13 protein-coding genes and 1 pseudogene are annotated in these 15,382 nt (G+C 63.5%); 4 read left to right on the top strand and 10 right to left on the bottom strand.

Going from position 1 to position 15,382, the window contains the following annotated elements; genetic code table 11:
• Together LU682_RS00950 and LU682_RS00945 are read left to right on the top strand one after the other, a co-directional pair.
• The gene (locus tag LU682_RS00950; protein WP_010951602.1) at positions 1-1,110 is read left to right on the top strand and encodes a methionine ABC transporter ATP-binding protein; all 1,110 of its coding nucleotides are present in this window, start codon (positions 1-3) and stop codon (positions 1,108-1,110) included.
• On the top strand, positions 1,100-1,744 hold the full coding sequence (locus LU682_RS00945; protein ID WP_010951601.1) for a methionine ABC transporter permease: 645 nt from the start codon (positions 1,100-1,102) through the stop codon (positions 1,742-1,744). The genes LU682_RS00950 and LU682_RS00945 overlap by 11 nt, the downstream gene beginning before the upstream one ends.
• A 28-nt stretch (positions 1,745-1,772) precedes the next feature.
• Here the strand turns inward: LU682_RS00945 and dibA are convergent, their stop codons facing one another.
• Positions 1,773-3,668 (bottom strand): phosphodiesterase DibA, encoded by a 1,896-nt coding sequence (gene dibA, locus LU682_RS00940; protein ID WP_010951600.1) that lies wholly within the window; start codon positions 3,666-3,668, stop codon positions 1,773-1,775.
• A gap of 146 nt (positions 3,669-3,814) precedes the next feature.
• Between dibA and desA the strand changes: the two genes are divergently transcribed.
• Together desA and LU682_RS00930 are read left to right on the top strand one after the other, a co-directional pair.
• On the top strand, positions 3,815-4,999 hold the full coding sequence (gene desA, locus LU682_RS00935) for a delta-9 fatty acid desaturase DesA (protein WP_010951599.1): 1,185 nt from the start codon (positions 3,815-3,817) through the stop codon (positions 4,997-4,999).
• Positions 5,000-5,098: 99 nt separating this feature from the next.
• Entirely contained in the window at positions 5,099-6,127 is a 1,029-nt protein-coding gene (locus LU682_RS00930) for a GGDEF domain-containing protein (protein ID WP_049588052.1), read from the top strand.
• Positions 6,128-6,217: 90 nt separating this feature from the next.
• Here the strand turns inward: LU682_RS00930 and LU682_RS00925 are convergent, their stop codons facing one another.
• From LU682_RS00925 to LU682_RS00890, 9 genes and pseudogenes are all read right to left on the bottom strand, one after another.
• Positions 6,218-7,477, bottom strand: coding sequence for a response regulator (locus LU682_RS00925; protein ID WP_010951597.1), 1,260 nt, complete (start codon positions 7,475-7,477; stop codon positions 6,218-6,220).
• Between the two features lie 138 nt (positions 7,478-7,615).
• Positions 7,616-8,893 (bottom strand): 4-aminobutyrate--2-oxoglutarate transaminase, encoded by a 1,278-nt coding sequence (gabT, locus tag LU682_RS00920; RefSeq protein ID WP_003255866.1) that lies wholly within the window; start codon positions 8,891-8,893, stop codon positions 7,616-7,618.
• Positions 8,894-9,075: 182 nt separating this feature from the next.
• On the bottom strand, positions 9,076-10,518 hold the full coding sequence (gene gabD, locus LU682_RS00915; RefSeq protein ID WP_010951596.1) for an NADP-dependent succinate-semialdehyde dehydrogenase: 1,443 nt from the start codon (positions 10,516-10,518) through the stop codon (positions 9,076-9,078).
• Positions 10,519-10,815: 297 nt separating this feature from the next.
• A pseudogene (locus LU682_RS29770) lies at positions 10,816-10,996 on the bottom strand (aryl-sulfate sulfotransferase); the annotation flags it as partial.
• Positions 10,997-11,002: 6 nt separating this feature from the next.
• Positions 11,003-11,284 carry a DUF971 domain-containing protein gene (locus LU682_RS00910; protein ID WP_010951595.1) on the bottom strand — a complete coding sequence of 94 codons (282 nt, stop codon included), beginning with the start codon at positions 11,282-11,284 and terminating at the stop codon, positions 11,003-11,005.
• Positions 11,284-12,249: a HEAT repeat domain-containing protein gene (locus tag LU682_RS00905; protein ID WP_060489670.1), complete on the bottom strand. Its 966-nt coding sequence runs from the start codon at positions 12,247-12,249 to the stop codon at positions 11,284-11,286. The genes LU682_RS00910 and LU682_RS00905 overlap by 1 nt, the downstream gene beginning before the upstream one ends.
• The gene (locus LU682_RS00900; protein ID WP_010951593.1) at positions 12,246-13,097 is read right to left on the bottom strand and encodes an ABC transporter ATP-binding protein; all 852 of its coding nucleotides are present in this window, start codon (positions 13,095-13,097) and stop codon (positions 12,246-12,248) included. The genes LU682_RS00905 and LU682_RS00900 overlap by 4 nt, the downstream gene beginning before the upstream one ends.
• A complete protein-coding gene (locus LU682_RS00895; protein WP_010951592.1) occupies positions 13,097-13,879 on the bottom strand; it encodes an ABC transporter permease in 783 nt (260 codons plus the stop codon). The genes LU682_RS00900 and LU682_RS00895 overlap by 1 nt, the downstream gene beginning before the upstream one ends.
• Positions 13,880-13,894: 15 nt before the next feature.
• Positions 13,895-15,301: an ABC transporter substrate-binding protein gene (locus tag LU682_RS00890; RefSeq protein ID WP_010951591.1), complete on the bottom strand. Its 1,407-nt coding sequence runs from the start codon at positions 15,299-15,301 to the stop codon at positions 13,895-13,897.
• Positions 15,302-15,382: the final 81 nt, after the last annotated feature.

Below are 15,382 nucleotides of genomic sequence, written 5' to 3'. Positions count from 1 at the left end.
ATGAGCCAGGCCAGCGCGCTCAGGGCGCCTACACCCCAAGCACTGCCGCCAATGGCCAGGGAACAGGCCCTGCGCCCCGACGTCAATGAAGCCCACGTGCGCTTCATCGGCCTGGGCAAGACCTACCCCGGCCAGGCGCAACCGGCGTTGCAAGGCATCGACCTGAACATCCGCCATGGCGAGATCTTCGGCATCATCGGCCGCAGCGGCGCCGGTAAGTCATCACTGCTGCGCACCATCAACCGCCTGGAGCAACCCAGCCAGGGCCGCGTATTGATCGACCAGGTGGATATCGCGCCTTTCAATGAGGACCAGCTTGTGGCCCTGCGCCGGCGCATCGGCATGATCTTCCAGCACTTCAACCTGATGTCGGCCAAGACCGTGTGGCAGAACGTCGAATTGCCGTTGAAAGTCGCCGGCGTGGCAAAAGCCGAACGCCAGCGCAAGGTGCGCGAGTTGCTGGAACTGGTCGGCCTGCAGGAAAAACATCACGTGTACCCGGCGCAACTGTCCGGCGGGCAGAAACAGCGCGTGGGCATTGCCCGGGCACTGGTGCACACCCCCGAGATCCTGCTGTGCGACGAGGCCACCTCGGCGCTGGACCCGGAAACCACCGCCTCGATCCTGGAACTGCTGCGCGATATCAACCAGCGCCTGGGGCTGACCATCGTGCTGATCACCCACGAAATGGCGGTGATTCGCGACATCTGCCACCGGGTAGTGGTGCTGGAACGCGGCGCAGTGGTTGAGCAGGGCGAGGTCTGGCGGGTGTTTGGTTCACCTCGTCACGAGGTTACCCGCACCCTGCTCGCCCCTTTGCAGGCCAAGCTACCCGCCGCACTGCAAGCCAGCCTCCAGGCCCACCCGGCGAGCGGCAACAGCGCCGTAGTGCTGAAACTGACGGTGCTCGGCGAGCCAGAGCTGTCTGCCCTGTTCAACGACCTGGGCGGGCGTGTGCGTCTGCTGCAGGGCGGCGTGGAAACCATCGGCGAACATGCCTTGGGGCAACTCATCCTCTCGGTGCAACACTCGCCGCACGACACCCATCAATTGCTGGAACGTGCCCGCCGTTGGGCCGAGGACGTGGAGGTATTGGGCCATGTGGATTGATCGCCTGCTGGAAGGCTTGCTTGATACGCTGCTGATGGTTGGGGTTTCGTCACTGATCGCCCTGCTGGTGGGTGTACCCATGGCGGTGCTGCTGGTGACCAGCGACAAGGGCGGGATCTTCGAGGCGCGGCTGCTGAACCGGGTGCTGGGCGCCTTCGTCAACCTGTTCCGCTCGATTCCCTTTCTGATCCTGATGGTGGCGCTGATTCCATTCACCCGCCTGGTGGTGGGTACCACTTATGGTGTGTGGGCGGCAGTGGTGCCACTGACCATTGCCGCCACACCGTTCTTTGCGCGGATTGCCGAGGTCAGCCTGCGTGAGGTCGACCATGGTCTGGTGGAAGCCGCACAGGCCATGGGCTGCCGGCGCTGGCACATCGTCTGGCATGTACTGTTGCCCGAGGCGCTGCCGGGGATCGTCGGGGGCTTCACCATTACCTTGGTGACCTTGATCAACTCGTCGGCGATGGCCGGGGCGATTGGTGCCGGCGGGCTGGGGGATATCGCCTATCGGTATGGCTACCAGCGTTTCGACAGCCAGATCATGCTGACCGTGATCGCCATGCTGGTAGCGTTAGTGGCGTTGATCCAGCTGGGCGGGGACCGCCTGGCGAAGGGTTTGAACAAGCGTTGAAATCTGAGGGCTGCTTTGCAGCCCGGTCTCAATCCCAGCGAAGATCCTCAGCCGGCACTGGCCGCCCGAACCAGTACCCCTGCCCCAACTGGCACTCCTCCTGCAGCAGGAAGCTGGCCTGTTCCGCCTGCTCGATGCCCTCGGCATGCACCTGCATCCCCATGCTACGGGCCAAGGCGATGATCACCCGCACAATGGCGATGTCGTCTTCATCCACTGGCAACCCAGCCACAAACCCTTGGTCGATTTTCAGCTTCTGCACCGGCAAACGCTTGAGCCGCAGCAGTGACGAATACCCGGTGCCAAAGTCGTCGATGGCCAGGGTCACCCCCAGTTCGCGCAAGCGGTGCAGTTGCTCCAGCGCCACCTCAGGGTCTTCCATCACCGCGCTTTCGGTCACTTCCAGCTCCAGCAAGGCCGGGGCGAGGCCGGTGTCGTGCAGCACTTCGGCTACCTGCCGATACAGCTCATGCTGGCCAAACAGGCGACTGGAGATGTTCACCCCCACGAATGCCAGCTGCCGGCCTTGAGCCTGCCACTGCACCATTTGCCGGCAGGCCTGGCGCAGCACCCAGGTATCGATCTCGGCAATCAGGCCGGTGCGTTCGGCAATCGGGATGAACTCACCCGGCGGTACCAGACCGCGCCTGGGGTGCTGCCAGCGCACCAGCGTCTCGACCCCGACCTGTCGGCCTGACGCCAGGTCGTGTACCGGCTGGAAGTACACCCGCAGTTCATCCTGCTCCAGGGCCCGACGCAATTCAGCGGCGGTCTCGACCCGATGCTGGGCGTGGGCGGTCAGCTCTTCGGTGTACAGCGCATAGCAGGCCCGCCCGTTGCTTTTGGCCTTGTACAACGCCGAGTCGGCATTGCGCAGCAACTGCTCGGCACCCAAGGCATCGCTGGGGTAAAGGCTGATTCCGACGCTGGCGCTGATGAACAGACGATTGCCGTCGAACTGAAACGGCTCACGCATACGCTCGATGATGCACTGCGCCAGCTTGCCCGCCTGGCCGACCTGCTGGCAGTTCTCGACCAGCACGCCGAATTCGTCGCCGCCCAGGCGCGCCAGGGTCACACCGTTACCCAACACCTCCCCCAGACGCTCGCCCACCAGCTTCAGCAACTGGTCGCCAATGGTATGGCCCAGGCCGTCGTTTATGCTCTGGAAGTGATCCAGGTCCAGCAGCAACAAGGCGCAACCGCGCTTGTTGGCCTGCGCCGCCGCCAATGCCTGCTCCAGCCGGTCGGTAAACAGCAGGCGGTTGGGCAGGCCAGTCAGCGGGTCGTGGTGGGCCAGGTAGGCAAGCTCCTGCTCCGAATGCTTGATGGCGCTGATGTCACTGAACACCGCCACGTAATGGCTGAGCTCACCCTCGTCATCACGAATGGCGCAAATGGTCTGCCACTGCGGGTAGATTTCCCCGCTTTTGCGCCGGTTCCAGATTTCACCACTCCACTCGCCCTTCTCGGCCAGGGTGGCGAAAACCTCCTGGTAGAAGGCCAGGCCATGGTGGCCCGACTTGAACTTGCTCGGGCGCTGGCCGATAACCTCATCCTGCTGGTAGCCGGTGATGCGCATGAAGGCACGATTGACGTGCACGATCAGGCCTTGGCGGTCGGTCACCAGCACACCTTCGAGGGTACTGTCGAACACTGCGGCAGCCATGCGCAGCCGTTCACGGTCTTCACAACGCAAACGCGCGCCATGGCCGATGAAATTGAGCAGGCGCACGCGCGACACATAGATCAGCAAGGCACTGAGCAGCACCCAGACCACCACGTTGATCTGCCGCCCCACGGTCAGTGCCAAGGGATCGTCAGTCATGCTGTGCAGCATCACCTCCGCCAGCGCAAGCCAGAGGATCGAGAGCACCACATACAGCGCAGCCATGCGCAAGGCGTCGCGAACGGAAACAGACATGTCGGGTGGGAAAGGCCATCAAAAAGGAGTGGGCATTATAAAGGCTGAAACATGTCGTGACCTCCTATCTCAACGGTTGACTGGTTTTATTTCCCCGCCAAGGGATAATCAGCCCTTCCCCCTGCATTTCGAGGGTATTTGCACCTATGTGGTATAACGGCCTGCTCGACCTGTCGGCCTGGCAACTGGTCGGCATCACTCTGTTGATGACCCACGTGACCATTGTCAGCGTCACGGTCTACCTGCATCGCTACTCCGCGCACCGGGCCCTGGAGCTCAATGGCGCGCTCAAGCACTTCTTCCGCTTCTGGCTGTGGCTGACCACGGCGCAGAACACCCGCGAGTGGACCGCCGTCCACCGCAAGCACCACGCCAAGTGCGAAACCCCCGACGACCCGCACAGCCCGGTGTACAAGGGCCTGGGCACAGTGCTGCGCAAGGGTGCCGAGCTGTACCGTGAAGAGGCGCGCAACCCCGAAACCCTGCGCATCTATGGCAAGAATTGCCCGGATGACTGGATCGAGCGCAACCTGTACTCGCGTTACAAACTGGGCGGTATCGCACTGATGGCGGTAATCGACCTGCTGCTGTTTGGCACCATAGGCATCACCATATGGGCGGTGCAGATGATGTGGATTCCGTTCTGGGCCGCCGGTGTGGTCAACGGCCTGGGCCATGCCCTGGGCTATCGCAACTTCGAATGCCGCGACGCCGCCACCAACCTAGTGCCCTGGGGCATCGTCATCGGCGGTGAAGAACTGCACAACAACCACCACACCTACCCCAACTCGGCCAAGCTCTCGGTCAAACGCTGGGAGTTCGACATGGGCTGGGCGTGGATCCGCCTGTTCTGCCTGCTGCGTCTGGCCAAGGTGCAGCGCGTGGCGCCCATCGCCCACCGGGTGGCCGGCAAGGCCAGCCTGGACATGGACACCGCCATGGCCATCCTCAACAACCGCTTCCAGATCATGGCCCAGTACCGCAAGCTGGTGATCGGCCCGCTGGTGAAACAGGAACTGGCCCGTGTCGACGCCTCGGTGCGCCACCGCTTCCGCCGTGCCAAACGGCTGCTCTCGCGCGAAACCAGCCTGCTGGAAGACCGCCACCACGTGCGCATCGAGTCCATGCTCGCGCACAGCCAGGCACTGAAAACCATCTACGAAAAGCGCCTGGCCCTGCAGCAGATCTGGGCGCGCACCAGTGCCAACGGCCACGACATGCTGGCAGCCATGAAAGACTGGGTACATGAGGCCGAAACCAGCGGCATCCAGGCACTGCGCGACTTCGCAGCACAACTCAAGACTTACTCGCTGCGCCCGACCGGCGCCTGACCGCCGTTGATCGGCACGCCCCCCAGCGGGGCGTGCCATTCGGAACTTCGCCCCCACCTCTCCACTCGAATCCGGAATATCGCCTGCGTGGCGGGCCGGATGCTGGCCGCACGCTTTCACGTTGAGACCTGCTCCGTGCACATGGCCAAGAACATTCCAACGATTTTCCCCGGCACCCCTCCTCCCGAAGCCGCCCAGACTTTACTGGCGTTACTCCACGCCCAAGGAGAGGTTGCCCGCCTGAGTGAGCGTGATCAGCTGTTCAGCTCGTTGCTCGACAGCGTCAACGCAGTGCTCTGGGCCTTCGACTGGGAAACCCGTCAGGTGCTGTACGTGAGCCCAGCCTACGAGCGCATCTTCGGCCGCCCGGTCAGCCTGGTGCTGGCTGACTACAACGAATGGCGTGACAGCATCTACCCCGACGACCTCGAGTTCGCCGAACGTAGCCTGGCCCAGGTACTGCTCAAGGGCGCGGTGGAAGACCGCGAGTACCGCATCCTCAATGCCGACGGGCAACTGCGCTGGCTGAGCGACAAGTGCTACATCAACCAGCAGCACGATAGCGACCGGGTAATCATTGTCGGTATCGCCGAAGACATCACCGAGAAGAAGCAGCTTGAAGGCGAACTGCAGCGCCTGGCCACCACCGACGTGCTGACCCAGAGCAGTAACCGCAGGCACTTTTTCGAATGTGCTCAGCAAGCCTTCGACAGTGCACGCGAGGACGGTACACCGCTGGCTTTCCTGCTGCTGGATATCGACGACTTCAAACGCATCAATGACAGCTATGGCCACCAGGAAGGCGACCAGGTGCTGCAACACATCGCCGACAGCGGCAAGGCCGTGCTACGCCGGGGCGACCTGTTCGGACGCATTGGCGGCGAAGAATTTGCGGCGGTGTTTCCCGGCTGTACCGCCCAAATCGCGGAGCAGATTGCCGAGCGCTTGCAACGGCAGATACAGCACTTGAGCTTCAGCCATGGCCAGCAGACGTACGGGGTGACGGTGAGCCAGGGGTTGACCGGGCTGACCGATGAGGATGTGGCGCTGGACAGCCTGTATGCGCGGGCCGATGCGGCAATGTACCAGGCCAAGCGGCAGGGCAAGAACCAGATAGTCCGCGGCTGATCAGGCGGCACGGGCACTGGCTTTGGCCGGTATTCGAGGGCCTGTGGGAGCGGGCAAGCCCGCGAAGGACCGCAATGCGGCCCCCGAATCTCAGTTGGAAACCTCGGCCCCAGCCACCGGCGGTTCTTCCTGCGGCTTTACTTCCGGATTCTCCACCTTGCGCAACCGCCTCAGCTCCGGCAGGCCAAGCTTGAGCAGGCGCGCCGTCTTGCCGCTGGCCACCTTCTCCAGCCCCTGCCCAGCCGGCAGCCGCGACAACTGCCCAGCCAGGTTCATGGCCAGGATCTCCAGCGAGTAAACGCCACCACCCAACTGGTAGATCGCAGCGATCAGCTCGCGCAGTGCCAGCGGCAAACGCCAGCGAGTACGCAACGCCGAGCCGAATGCCGCAGCAAATTCTTCCAGCGATTGCTGCACATTGCGCTCGTCCAGATCCCCCCCGGCCAACCGCCACTCTTGCAGGCAGCGCAACACCGCCAGGTCGCCCAGGCAATGCAGCAAGCCCGCGCAATAACAACGCCCCTCGTCCAGTTCGAGCATGCGCGCCAAGGTGCGGCCATATTCGGCAGTGTGCAGTGACAGGTCCCAGTAACGGGTCGCGTGCTCCGCCAACAGCGGGTCACTGAGGCGTGCGCTGCGCTTGAGGGTCATGCCCAGGATCAGGTTCATGCTTTGGGTACTGCCAAGCTTGTTCAGGGCCTGCAGCAACGTCTGCACCGGGGCTTCACGGTGCAATGCCGCACTATTGGCGGCAGCGATCAGCACCGCCGTAACTTGCGGATCGTTACGCACTTCCTCTTCGAGCACCCTGAGGTTCAGGCCCTGGGGGTTCAGCGCTCGATTGATCGCAACCTGCACATCGGCCAGCAGCGGCCCACCATCGGCGGTAGCGCGACGCTGCTCAAGGTAGGCTGACAGGGTGGCCCCCGCCTGCAACGCCGGTACCGGGCAGGCGATCTCCTCGCCAACGGCCAGCAGCAACTCTTGCAGGCGCTTGCGCAGGTTATCCAGGTTCAGCGGCTTGCTCAGGTACGCCGTGGGGTGCAGGGGCAGCGCTTCGCGCACACTGGCGCTGTCATTGCGGTTACTCATGAGAATGAACGGCACCCCTGGCCCTTTGGCGCGCACCTTGCGCAGCAGGTCGAGGCCGTCGACACCGGCCAGCTCACGGGCGGCGATGATCAGGTCAGGCTTGCTGGACAAGGCACTGAGCGCCTGCGAGCCGTCCGCGCATACCTGCAGGCGGGCGTCACAGCGCACGCTGAGCAGCATCTCGCTGAGCATGTCCCGTACCCAAGGATCGCCTTCGACAATCAGTACGCTTGGTGGGGTGGGGGCTGCAGCGCTCATCGCCAACTACTCCTGAATAACCTGACACACAGTCCGTCGCAGCTTCCAAAGCCAGTCCTCCGATAACCATAGCGCCACACGGCTTATCTGGGCATAAAAAAAACCCGCCTAGGCGGGTTTTTTCTGAAGCGCGTCACATCAGGCGATTTCAGCGAAGCACTCTTCGATGATGGCCAGGCCTTTGTCCAGCAGCGCGTCTTCGGCGGTCAGCGGAACCAGGATACGCAGGACGTTGCCGTAGGTGCCGCAAGACAGCAGGATCAGACCCTTTTCACGAGCCTTGGCGACAACCTGGCCAACAGCAGCAGCGTTCGGGGTGTGAGTGCCCTTCTCGAAGACTTCGACGGCAATCATCGAGCCCAGACCACGGACGTCGCCGATGATCGGGTACTTCTTCTGGATTTCGCGCAGGCCGGCGGTCAGGCGCTCACCCACAGCCTTGCTGCGGTCCAGCAGTTTTTCTTCTTCGAACACTTCGATCACGGCCAGGGCCGCGGCGCAAGCGATCGGCGAACCGGCGTAGGTACCGCCCAGGCCGCCAGGCGCGATGGCGTCCATGTATTCGGCCTTGCCGCACACACCGGCCAGCGGGAAGCCGCCAGCGATGGATTTGGCGAAGGTGGTCAGGTCAGGCGCAACGCCCATCTGTTCCATGGCGAAGAAGGTGCCGGTACGGCCAGCGCCAGTTTGTACTTCGTCGGCGATCAGCAGGATGCCGTGCTGGTCGCACAGGGCGCGCAGGCGCTTCATCAGCTCTTTCGGCGCTGGCAGGAAGCCGCCTTCGCCTTGTACTGGCTCGAGGATGATTGCGGCGATGTCGCGCGGCTCGGCGTCGTTCTTGAAGATGCGCTCGACCGAGGCGATGGCGTCGTCAACGCTGATACCGTGCAGTTCGCTCGGGAACAGGGCGCGGAAGATGCCGCCTGGCATCAGGCCCATGCCAGCGGAGTACGGCACGACCTTGCCGGTCAGGCCCAGGGTCATCATGGTACGGCCGTGATAACCGCCGGTGAAGGCGATGACGCCAGCGCGGCCAGTGGCAGCACGGGCGATCTTGACGGCGTTTTCAACGGCTTCGGAGCCGGTGGTGACCAGCAGGGTCTTCTTGTCGAAGTCGCCTGGGACCAGCTTGTTGATCTTTTCGCACAGCTCTACATAGGGCTCGTAAGCCAGCACCTGGAAGCAGGTGTGGCTGACCTTGGTCAGCTGCTCTTGCACGGCTGCAACTACTTTCGGGTGCAGGTGGCCGGTGTTCAGTACTGCGATGCCGCCGGCGAAGTCGATCAGTTCGCGGCCTTCAACGTCGATCACGGTCGAGTTCTTCGCGGTGTCGACGAAGATCGGGTGGATCTGGCCGACGCCACGTGGGACGGCAGCTACACGACGTTGCATCAAGGATTCGTTGGTTTTGCTCATAATGCCCTCATTGCGCCGACAGGAATGGCGCTTTTATTCGGGGGCGGCTGGGAGTGCTCGCGAACAGTATTCGTTGATCGACTGTCGTGAACGCCCTGGCCACCAGGTACTGCAATGTAAAAAAGGCCAGCGAGACGTCGCTCTCGCGCCCCGCTGGCAGAGGTAAAGCCTTTACCGTGCTATCAGACGCTGATGCACAGGTATTTGATTTCGAGGTAGTCCTCGATACCGTACTTGGAACCTTCGCGGCCCAGGCCCGAAGCCTTGATACCACCGAACGGCGCCACTTCGTTGGAGATCAGGCCGGTGTTGATACCCACCATGCCGTATTCCAGGGCTTCGGCGACACGGAACACACGGCTCATGTCGCGGGCGTAGAAGTACGAGGCCAGCCCGAACTCGGTGTCGTTGGACATGGCGATGACTTCGGCTTCGTCTTTGAAGCGGAACAGCGGCGCCAGTGGGCCGAACGTCTCTTCCTTGGCGACAGCAGCGGTCTTCGGTACGTCAACCAGGATGGTCGGCTCGAAGAAGTTGCCTTCGATCAGCTTGCCACCGGACAGCACTTTGGCGCCTTTGCTGACGGCGTCCTCGATGTGTTCCTGGACCTTGGCGACAGCCTTGCCATCGATCAGCGGGCCAGTGGTGGTGCCTTCTTCCAGGCCGTTACCGATCTTCAGCTTGGCAACTGCAGCGGCCAGCTTCTCGGCGAACGCGTCGTAGACGCCGTCCTGCACGTAGATACGGTTGGCGCAGACGCAGGTCTGGCCGTTGTTACGGTACTTGGAGATGATCGCGCCCTCGACCGCCTTGTCCAGGTCGGCGTCGTCGAACACGATGAACGGGGCGTTGCCACCCAGCTCCAGGGAAACCTTCTTGATGTCCTTGGCGCATTCTTCCATCAGCTGGCGACCGATTTCGGTCGAGCCGGTGAAGGACAGCTTGCGTACCAGGGAGTTGCCGGTCAGTTCGCCGCCAACTTCGCCGGCGCTGCCGGTAACCACACTCAGCACGCCAGCCGGGATGCCGGCACGGTGGGCCAGCTCGACCAGGGCCAGAGCGGAGTATGGGGTTTGCGAAGCCGGCTTGAGGACCATGGTGCAGCCAGCGGCCAGGGCCGGGCCGGCTTTACGGGTGATCATGGCGGCCGGGAAGTTCCACGGAGTGATGGCCGCGGTAACGCCGATTGGCTGCTTGATGACAATCAGGCGCTTGTCTGGCTGGTGGCCCGGGATGGTGTCACCGTAGATGCGCTTGGCTTCTTCGGCGAACCACTCGATGAACGAGGCAGCGTAGGCGATTTCGCCCTTGGCTTCGGCCAGCGGCTTGCCCTGTTCGGTGGTCATCAGGCGAGCCAGGTCGTCCTGGTTCTCGATCATCAGTTCGAACCAGCGACGCAGCTTGGCCGAGCGCTCTTTCGCAGTCAGGGCACGCCAGGCCGGCAGGGCCTTGTCGGCGGCTTCGATGGCGCGGCGGGTTTCCGCGGTACCCATCTTCGGCACGGTACCGATGACTTCGCCGGTGGCCGGGTTGGTCACCTTGATGGTCTGGCCGTTGTCCGCATCCAGCCACTCACCATTGATATAGGCTTGCTGGCGGAACAACTGAGCGTCTTTGAGCTGCATGTCGGCTTCCCGAATTGTTGATTGTTGAAAAGCGCCCAAGGCAGGGCATCGAGCGTTTGAAATCTCAAACGAATGCTAAGCGGCTGCTGGGGTGTTGGACAATAGGCTGTTCGAAAAAAAGAACAAAAGGTTGAACACCCTGGCGGAAATTTCACTTTTTTGTGTTGTGGGAGCTGGCTTGCCAGCGATAGGGCCAGTACAGGTTAGACGAATGAACTGAAAGAAATGTGAAGGGGGGACCGACGGCCCTCCCGGAGGGGATGAATCAGAACGCCTTGGCGAGGTCGATCAGCTCAGCACGCCCTGATGCCGTGCTGAAACGATGATGCTGTTGTCATCGGCATCGTAATCGGTGGCACGTTGCCCAGTTGCGCCCTGTACCCACACTCGGGGTGTCGCCAAAGAGCAGGTTACCCTCGGCCAGTTCGTTGGCTAGGCGGTCGTCCTGCTTCTGCACCCCTTCCGGCAACTGAAGGGATCAGCTTCACTTGCTGACCAGGTCACGCAAGTAAGCCCAAGGGTAGATCCCGCGCTCATGCCCATCGCTGAACACCAGTTGTACGCCATACCCTTGCGACTCGATTTGCACCACGCGCACATCGTCGCGCACCAGGCTGATCCCTCCGGACAGGCGCGCCGCACGGCATTGTGAGCAAGGGCAAGCCCCCCGCAAACGGGTATGGCTGAGGCTGTGCTCGCCGTCTTCCCATTGCAGCAGCAGTTGCCCTGGCCCGCGCAAGTTGCGAATGGCTTGCGGGGCGTTCATCAGGCAGCCCCGCGCAGTTGCGCCAAGGCAATCCGCACAGCCTTGCGCACCTCGGGGTCGCTGTCGGCCTCGGCGGCCTGCAGCACCGACAAAGCACGCGCCTGGCCCAGCTCGCCCAGCGCCAGCGCCGCCTCCTTGCGCAGGTTGGCGATGCCATGGCCAAGCAAGCCGCCAAGCGCGTCCAGTGCAGCGGCATAGCGCAGCCGACCCAGTGAGCGCGCTGCCCGCAGGCGTACCTGCCAGAAGTCATCGGCAAGGGCATCCACCAGCGCCGGGCCTGCTTGGTCCTGACCAACTTTGCCTAATGTGGTGGCGGCTTCCTCGCGCACTTGCCAAGCCTGGTCAGTCAGTGCCGCCACCAACGCAGGCAACACCGAGCTGTCCCGGGCAAGGCCCAATGCGCCGATGGCCGCGCGGCGCACCTCTGTGTCTGGCTCGGTCTCGGCGAGCGCTGCCAGCGCCAGCAACGCCGGCTGGTGCTTGAGCCAGCCAAGAATGCCCACTGCCTCACGCCGTACGGCGGCGGCGTCATCGGCCAGCGCCAGCAGCGCAGGGTCGGCAGCATCCTCCAGGCGCAGCTCGCGCAAGGCACGTAGGGCACTGGCGCGGACGAAGGCATCGGCGTGCTTGACCCATGGCAGGATCAGCTGGCCGGCTTCAAGGCTTTTAAGTTCGCTGAGGCTCTGTGCAGCGGCCAGGCGTACAGGCTCGGCGGCATCGGCCAGCGCAGCGCACAGGGCTTGCACAACTTCGGGTTCTTCCCAGGCCTCAAGCAGGCGCGCGGCCTCGGCACGCACCTCGGCGGCGGCGTCCGCCAGCAGGGCATCGGTGAGCCAAGGCAAGCCATCCGGGTCTTCCAGGTCGGCCAGCTCGATCAGGGCGATGCGGCGCACGCCAGCGTCGCTGGCATCAAGGCGAGGTAACAGGGCAAGAATGTCGGGGTTGTCGGTCGTTCGGTCAGTCATAGCGCGATCCGTAGCGGTGGGTGGTCAGTGTCCGGCAGGCCCAGCGGAGTCAGACGCGGCAGTTCGCGGCCTTCCTCGTGGCGCAGCAACGCCAGGCAGTGACGCTTAAGGTGAGTGAATTCAGGGCTGGTCAGCAGGCTGGCGCGGCGTGGGCGCGCAAAGTCCAGGCGCAGGTCTTCGATGAAGCGACCGGGGCGCGGGCTCATCACCAGGATGCGGTCGGCGAGGAACAGCGCTTCGTCGATATCGTGGGTGACGAACAGCACGGTGGTGCGGATACTGGCCCAGATATCGAGCAACAGCTCCTGCATACGGGCGCGGGTTTGCGCATCCAGCGCGCCGAAAGGTTCGTCCATCAGCAAGAGCCGTGGGCGGTTGATCAGCACCCTGGCAATTTCGGCCCGCTGCTGCATACCGCCGGACAGCTGGTTGGGCCAGCGCCCTGCAAAGTCGGCCAGCCCCACCAGTTGCAGCATTTCGCGAGCCTGCCGGTGACGTTCGGTGCGCTCCAGGCCCTGCATCTTCAGGCCGAAGGCCACGTTGTCGAGCACGCTACGCCAGGGCAGCAAGGTGTGGTGCTGGAACACCATGCCACGCTGCGGTGACGGCCCGTCAACGGGCTGGCCGTCCACGTTCAGCTGGCCGCTGCTGGGCACCAGGTGGCCGGCCAGGGCGCCGAGCAACGTCGACTTGCCACAACCGGAGGGGCCGAGGATGCAGACGAACTCGCCCGGCTCCACGGCAAAGTCCAGCCGCTGCACCGCCTCGAACGCTTCGCTGCCGTGCCCCAGGCGAATCGACAGGCCGCGACCATCGATACGCCCCGGCGCCTGTTGATAACGGTTCATCAACTGGCCCTCCGCGTGCGGTACCACGGCGTGGCCAGCGCCCCCAGGCGCTTGACCAGGGCGCTGCTGCCCATGCCCAGCACGCCGATCAGCAGCATGCCGACGACGATGTCCGGGTAGTTTTGCAAGGTGTAGGACTCCCAGGTGTAGTAGCCGATGCCGAACTGCCCGGAAATCATCTCGGCAGTGACCAGGCAGAACCAGGACGTACCCATGCCGATGGCAAGGCCCGTGACGATGCTCGGCAACGCTCCAGGCAATACCACCTCGCGCAGGATCGCCCAGCGCCCGGCACCGAGGCTGCGCGCCGATGCCACCAAGCGCGGGTCGACGGCCTCGACGCCATGCACGGTGTTGAGCAGGATGGGGAACAACGCGCCGGTGAAGGTGATGAACACCATCGACAGTTCCGACGACGGGAACATCAGGATCGCCAGCGGGATCCACGCCACAGCCGGAATCGGCCGCAGCACTTCCAGCGGCGGCAGCAGGGTATCTTCAGCCCATTTCGAGCGGCCGATCAGCAACCCCAGGGCCACGCCAACCAGTGCCGCAGTGGCATAACCGGCAAATACCCGCGCCAGGCTGCTGCCCAGGTGCGCCAGCAGGGTGCTGGAGGTCAGCAACTGCCAGGCAGCGTCCAGCACCGCCTTGGGTGTAGGGACATAGGTGAACGTCAGCAGACCAAGGTCCATTTTCACGTTTGCCGCCACTTGCCAGAACAGCAGGCAGGCCAGCAGCGACGCCAGGCGCACCGGCCAGCGCTTGAGGTTGCGGGTCATGTCGGTGCCTCCCGGTCAGCGCTGGGCGACCAGCTTCTGGTTGGCGCTGACGAAGTCCAGCGCCTCGCCACCATGGGCCTTGGCATACTGCTCGGCCTGGTCCTTGAGCAGGAATGCCGCCAGTTCGCCTTTACCGTTGCGCACGAACCAGGCCTGGTTGGCGAGCAATTTGATGCCACTGTCGGCGGCCTGGGCGTAGATGGCGCGGATGTCCTTGCCCTCCTGCTCCAGCTGGGCCAAGGCACCAAGGGCGGCCTCCGGCGAAGTGTAGTGGCGGACCTTGTCTTCACCGCGCACCCAGATCTGCGCCAGGCGGCTGAAGTCGGTGATCGGTTGGCCGGTCAGCGCGTCATCGGCCTTGAGTGGCAGTACGTCGTAGTCTTTCAGCGCCTTGTCGTAGTCAAGGCCTGCCTCTTTGAAGGCGGCACGGATGTACTGGTCGTCGATGAACTTGCCGGTGTCCAGGCCACGGTCGGTCTTTTTCAGCAGCTTGAGCGTATCGATGGATGTAGCCACTGCCTGGCGGTATTCAGGCTTCCAGGTCAGGTCGCGGGTCTGCAGGCCAAGCGGGCCGTGGAACAGGTAATTGACCTCGGCTTCGATACCCGTGACCTTCTCGATCAACTCGCTGTACTTCTCAGGCTGCGCAGCGATCAGGCGGTCGGCTTCAAGGCTGGCGCGCAGGTAGGCGGTGACCACTTCCGGGTACTTCTTCGCGTAGTCGGCATCGACCAAGGCACCATGGAAGGTCGGTGCGTTGGCCTGGGCGCCATCGTAGATCTTGCGGGCGAAGCCACGGTTGGGGAATAACTCGGCGAACGGCACGAAGTCGGCGTGGGCTTCGATGCGGTTGCTGCGCAGGGCGGAGCCGGCGATTTCCGGCGCCTGGGCGATGATCCGCACATCCTTCTGCGGGTCCCAGCCCTGCGCGGCGACGGCGCGCAACAGCATGCCGTGGGCAGTGGAGGCGAACGGCACGGAAATGGTCTTGCCCTTGAGCTCCGCCAGCGACTGCACGCTGGAGGCGGCGGGCACGACGATGCCGTTGCCGCTGCCATGCACGCTGCCCGACAGCACACTGATGAACAGGCTGCGCTTGCCGGCATCCAGATGGGCAACGCCGTTGAATGACCCTGGGAAGTCGGCCATGGCGCCGAAGTCGAGCTTGCCGGCGACCATTTCGTTGGTCAGCGGCGCACCGCTGGTGAAGTTCTTCCACTCGACCTGGTAGGTGGCGTCCTTGTACTTGCCGTCGTGCGGCAGGTACTTGTCCAGCAGGCCCAGCTCACGGATCAGCAGGCCACCGGTGGCGCAGTTGATGGTGGTGTCCTGGGTGCCGATGGCGATGCGTATGGTTTCGGCGCTGGCGTTCAGGCCAGTGAGCGCCAGCGCGAGGCCGGCCACGGTTGCAACAAGGCGCATGGGTGTTTCCCCTCGAATCGTTATAAGAGTTGGCTTCGTCTCCGCCGCCCGGCTTGGGTGGTGGGAAACGAGGGGCACAGC

Origin of the sequence: Pseudomonas alloputida (assembly GCF_021283545.2) — a bacterium.
GTDB lineage: Bacteria > Pseudomonadota > Gammaproteobacteria > Pseudomonadales > Pseudomonadaceae > Aquipseudomonas > Aquipseudomonas alloputida.
The sequence above is the reverse complement of the archived record's forward strand: the minus strand, read 5'-3'. Positions and strand labels throughout refer to the sequence as shown.